Genomic DNA, 4,758 nt, shown 5'->3' with positions numbered 1-4,758 from the left:
GGATACCCCATTTCATATTTCAGATCGTTTTCCGCCAGCTGCAGGTTGCTTTCTGCTACGCGGATCTGGGAAATGGTATTGTTATAGTCAACGGTAACCTTATCCTGGTCTTTTTGCAATGCGGTGCCCTTGCTTACCTGCAGGCGGTAGATGGCTATCTGCTTTTCATAGGTTTCTTTGTTGATCTGCAGCAGCTCTAACTGCTGCCGGTACACGAAGATCTGGAAGTAAGCGGTGCTGATGTTGTAAATGATGGCTTCCTGGCTTTGCTGTATGTTAAGCGCTGCCTGCTGCCGGTTGTATTTATTGGCTTTGAGGCCGGTAAGCATGGACTGGTCGAAGATCACCTGGTCCAGCTGCGCGGTAGCGTTGCTGCTATATTGCTTGCTTAAAGATACCTTTACATCGTTAGGACCGAAGATGCCTGCAGGGATCACTGTTTGCTGCAGCTTAAGATTGTCGTCCAGCGTTGATGTGAGGCTTATCTGCGGCAGGTAGTCGGCCAGCACTTCCTTTGCCTTAGCATCAGCCGCCCGCTTTTCATTGGCATAAATAGTGTTGTTCCGGTTGTTCTTCAGGCCATAATCAATGCATTGTTTTAAGGTCCAGTTCTCCTGTGCATGCACCTTTAATGCAAAGCTGAATAAGAATAGTACAAAGATTTTCCTGTTCATATGATCTTCTTGCTCATCTTACTTTTACAGCCGCTGAAATAGCGGTGTTTTAGTTAGACGGGCCAAAAGTAGCCGGTGCAGGGATCGGTATTTTGCTTATTATACGAACCGGGTTCGTTCTTATACAAACCATCTTCAAACTCCTACCTATTTATTTGGGGTGAGACCGGGGAGCTGATAGCTATGAGATGAGGTTAAAGGATACCAGCACGGTTGTAACGCTGATACAGATCAGCCCAACCAGGAAAACATAATCTGCCACCTTTTCCAGCTGTTCGCTCTTTCGCCCATGATCCTCACGCATGGAAAGGAACGAAAGCAAACAGCTGGCCATTAGTAACAGCGCGGCAACTCCCGTGCTATCATCAATGAGGGTGCTGTTATTAAAATGCATGACTTTGATAGAGGTGAGCACTATTAAACAAAACCCCAGCAGGTTTGTAGATGTATTGAGGATATGTGGTGATTTGCTTCCATTCGCCATAACATGCCTGAATTAGAAGCGAAAGTTACAGAAAGCCTTGTTTCAATAAGTTTGCAGCAAAAGTTATAAGCAAATTTTAAGGTGCAGGGGCGCCACTTTTAAAGATTTTTTAACATCTCCGCGTAAAAAGATCTTTAAAAGTGGCTGATCTGAATTAAACAGGGGCTCAATTGCCAAAGAACGCACCTTTCCATTCATCAAAAGCAGCCTGGTATTTCTGCTGTGCAGGAGTAATGATCTCCTCTGCTTCCTCAACGGGGGCTAATTTAAACTGCTCCATCAGCCAGGTTTTATATTCTTCAGCATAATCACTGGGATCCTGTTCGGGATCTTTATAAAAGTCAACGCCATCATAAACCATCGGCTCAGCATCTATCGTAAGCAATTGTAATAAACCTGCGATATTTTCCGCAACCACATATTCTCCGCCTTCATCCCCGAAAAGCACTACCGGTAATGCCGCAAGATCTGTAGCAGCATCATGCTGCCATAAAGCATAAAAAGAACCGGAACCGTTTGCCTGTGCAAAAGGCATTAGTTTATCCAGGAATGCAGGCGCTGCTGACCATCCATGGAGCAGTCCGGATTTGTCGTCACGCAGCAGGCCAAATCCGTCCGAATAATATTCAAAACCTGTTTCATTCTGAAATTCCAGCAGAAGGGCTAACGCTTGCGGAACAGGGGAGGTTCCAAAATTTTGTGAAAATTCCTGTAAAGTGAGCATATGGAAAATAAATAATTATTAAGCGAACAATATATAAATTAAAATCATTTATCCAAAACCGTTAGTTAATGATAAATGATCTATGATCTGTCATCATGCTGTTTGCTAATGAGGGATTGGTTTGTTCACTGATTTGTGCTAACTTAAAGTATAATTCAGGTTGTGTGAAGCACTGCGGTTATTGCCAATAAACCAGGGACAAATTCCAACTTGCTAATAAATTTTATTGAACCCCCGAATTATTAACTCCAAAATTACAGTACAATGAATCCAAACAAAACTTTGTGGGAAAAGGGTGATTTTACCCGTATAGCCGAAACCATGCGGGAAAGCGGCGATGCGCTGGTAGCTGGCCTGGACATTAAACAGGGATGTAAGGTGCTTGATCTCGGTTGTGGAGACGGCACTACGGCGCTGCCTGCAGCAAGACTGGGCGCGGAGGTATTAGGTGTTGACATTGCAGGGAACCTTGTTGCAGCGGGCAACAACCGGATCAAAAAAGAAGGGCTTGGCAACTGCAGCATCCAGGAAGGCGATGCAACGGACCTGCATATGCTGGCCGATCATAGCTTTGACCTGGTAATGAGCTTTTTCGGCGCTATGTTTGCGCCCAAACCGTTTGATGTGGCCAGGGAAATGGTGCGGGTTACCCGCCCGGGCGGAAGAATAGTCATGGGAAACTGGATCCCGGGTGATCCGACGCTGGTAGCGCAGATCTTAAAGATCAGCTCCGCTTATACACCACCGCCGCCGGAGGGCTTCGTAAGCCCTATGTTATGGGGTGTGGAGAGCAATGTGATAGAGCGTTTTAACAGCGCCGGTATTCCAAAAGAGAACATTAGCTTTTCCAGGGAAACTTTTACGTTTAATGCGCCTTATTCACCTGCGGAATTTGTTAAAAATTTCAAGGACTATTACGGTCCTACCATGAATGCTTTTGAAGCGGCTGAAAAAAATGGCAAGGCTTCGGAGCTGCAAAGTGAATTAGTAGCTTTATTTAACAGCCAGAACAAAAGCGGCACAGGAAATACATCTATTCCTGCTACTTTTTTAAAGGTAACCGTTAGCTGCTGAAGGTAAAAAAGAGAGGCTGTATCAAAAGTATGATGCAGCCTCTTTTTACTCGGGTACCTGATGAAGGTAGGTCGTCGTTTAAGCGATTCTCAGGCCCTTCTTTTATTTTTGATACATCCTCCTTAGGCGGGAGCAGGATAGTGTAGGATGCGGAGTACATAGAGACCCTTATATTGGGCTTTCATTCTAATTCCACGCATCAATGAATAGATTTTTTTCTGTGGTACTCACGCTTTGCAGCTTTTTATTGAATCAAACCAGCTATGCCCAGTCTCCGGAAAGCAGGCCATGGAATGCCAACTGGATTGCGGCGCCCAATGACCCGGGCAATGGGTACGGGGTTTATTATTTCCGGAAAAATATTGACCTCGCCGTTAAACCTGCCAGCTTTATCATCCATGTATCGGCCGACAACCGTTATAAATTGTATGTAAATGGTACACTGGTATCGTTAGGACCGGCGCGCGGGGATACCTATTACTGGAATTATGAAACAGTAGACCTTGCGCCTTACCTGGCTGCCGGCAAAAATACTGTGGCAGCGCTGGTGTTTAATGAGGCTGATAACCGCCCGGAGGCGCAGATCACCCTGAGAACCGCCTTCATTGTACAGGGCAGCACCTCCAGTGAAGAGGTCCTGAATACCAACAACACCTGGAAATGTACCCGGGACAGGGGATACCAGCCCATCACGGGCTTTTTTGCCGCCAGTACAGGTGAGCTGGTGGATATGCGGCAATCTGTTCATGGCTGGACGGCTATTGATTTTGATGACAGCCGCTGGCCAATGGCCGCTAATTTATTCGGGGGCCGTTTAAAGGGTGGGGGCGATGGCTATGGCTGGATGCTGGTACCTTCTTCATTGCCCCAGATGGAGCTTACTTACCAGCGGGTGCCTGTTGTGCGTAAAGCAAGCGGCATCAGCCTGCCTGCTACCTTCCCTGCGTCAAAAACAGCTGTTACCATCCCGGCCGATACTACCGTTTCTTTTCTGCTGGATCAAACCTACCTGACCAACGCATACATCAACTTAATTTTTAGCAAGGGCAGGGATGCCGGTATTTCCATGCGGTATGCAGAATCTCTTTTTGATGATGTAAAAAAGTATGGCGACCGCAAAGGCAACCGGAATGATGTGGATGGCAAAGACTTTAAAGGACGAAAGGACAGTTTAATTTCCGATGGCAGCACTGGCCAGTCTTATACAAGCCTTTACTGGCGGAGCTTCCGTTATATACTGGTAACGATCCATACTCAAAGAGAACCCCTGGTGATAGATGATATTTCCGGCGTATTTACCGGCTATCCTTTTAAATTCAATGCGGTTTTTAATACGGATAATACTGAAATAAAAAAGATCCTGGAGATAGGATGGCACACCGCCCGCCTCTGCGCCATGGAAACCTACTGGGATTGCCCTTATTACGAGCAGCTGCAGTACATAGGGGATACGCGCATACAGGCCATGATCAGCTATTACAATAGCGGCGACGAGCGGCTGGCGCGCAATGCTATTAACCTGATGGACCATTCCCGCATAACGGAAGGCGTTACGCAAAGCCGCTGGCCTACACATAGTACGCAGATCATCTCCACCTTTTCCTTATGGTATATTGGTATGCTGTATGATTACCGCATGTACCGGGCAGACAGCAGCTTTCTAAAAGACAAGCTGACCGGCGAACGCGCCGTGCTGGATTTTTTCAGCAAATACCAGGGGGCAGATGGTTCATTAAGAGGCACGCCCTATTGGAATTTTATAGATTGGGTAGGAGGGAAAGGATGGGATTTTGCCATGCCCC

Annotated in this window: 5 protein-coding genes; 2 read left to right on the top strand and 3 right to left on the bottom strand. The window is 46.6% G+C overall.

Annotation, left to right across the window (positions count from 1 at the left end):
* The 3 genes from VIM87_RS24090 to VIM87_RS24080 form a co-directional block, all read right to left on the bottom strand.
* Window positions 1-674 (bottom strand): TolC family protein (locus tag VIM87_RS24090; RefSeq protein WP_331999480.1); only part of this gene is annotated, 674 nt, incomplete at its 3' end.
* Window positions 675-855: 181 nt separating this feature from the next.
* Complete coding sequence (locus tag VIM87_RS24085) at window positions 856-1,158, bottom strand: hypothetical protein (RefSeq protein ID WP_331999479.1); 303 nt, start codon at window positions 1,156-1,158, stop codon at window positions 856-858.
* A gap of 166 nt (window positions 1,159-1,324) precedes the next feature.
* Complete coding sequence (locus tag VIM87_RS24080; protein WP_331999478.1) at window positions 1,325-1,882, bottom strand: hypothetical protein; 558 nt, start codon at window positions 1,880-1,882, stop codon at window positions 1,325-1,327.
* Window positions 1,883-2,146: 264 nt separating this feature from the next.
* On the opposite strand from VIM87_RS24080, the gene VIM87_RS24075 reads away from it, so the two are divergent.
* Both VIM87_RS24075 and VIM87_RS24070 read left to right on the top strand, forming a co-directional pair.
* Window positions 2,147-2,956: a class I SAM-dependent methyltransferase gene (locus tag VIM87_RS24075; RefSeq protein ID WP_331999477.1), complete on the top strand. Its 810-nt coding sequence runs from the start codon at window positions 2,147-2,149 to the stop codon at window positions 2,954-2,956.
* Between the two features lie 202 nt (window positions 2,957-3,158).
* A partial coding sequence (locus VIM87_RS24070; protein ID WP_331999476.1) for an alpha-L-rhamnosidase N-terminal domain-containing protein occupies window positions 3,159-4,758 on the top strand: 1,600 nt, incomplete at its 3' end.

It is taken from the genome of Chitinophaga sp., assembly GCF_036569125.1.
In the GTDB taxonomy this organism is placed as follows: Bacteria; Bacteroidota; Bacteroidia; order Chitinophagales; family Chitinophagaceae; genus Chitinophaga.
The sequence above is the reverse complement of the archived record's forward strand: the minus strand, read 5'-3'. Positions and strand labels throughout refer to the sequence as shown.

What these genes read in the sequence shown, in the direction of transcription:
- VIM87_RS24085 (WP_331999479.1), bottom strand. Translation starts at nt 1,158, where the DNA reads ATGGCGAATGGAAGCAAATCACCACATATCCTCAATACATCTACAAAC.
- VIM87_RS24080 (WP_331999478.1), bottom strand. Translation starts at nt 1,882, where the DNA reads ATGCTCACTTTACAGGAATTTTCACAAAATTTTGGAACCTCCCCTGTT.
- VIM87_RS24075 (WP_331999477.1), top strand. Translation starts at nt 2,147, where the DNA reads ATGAATCCAAACAAAACTTTGTGGGAAAAGGGTGATTTTACCCGTATA.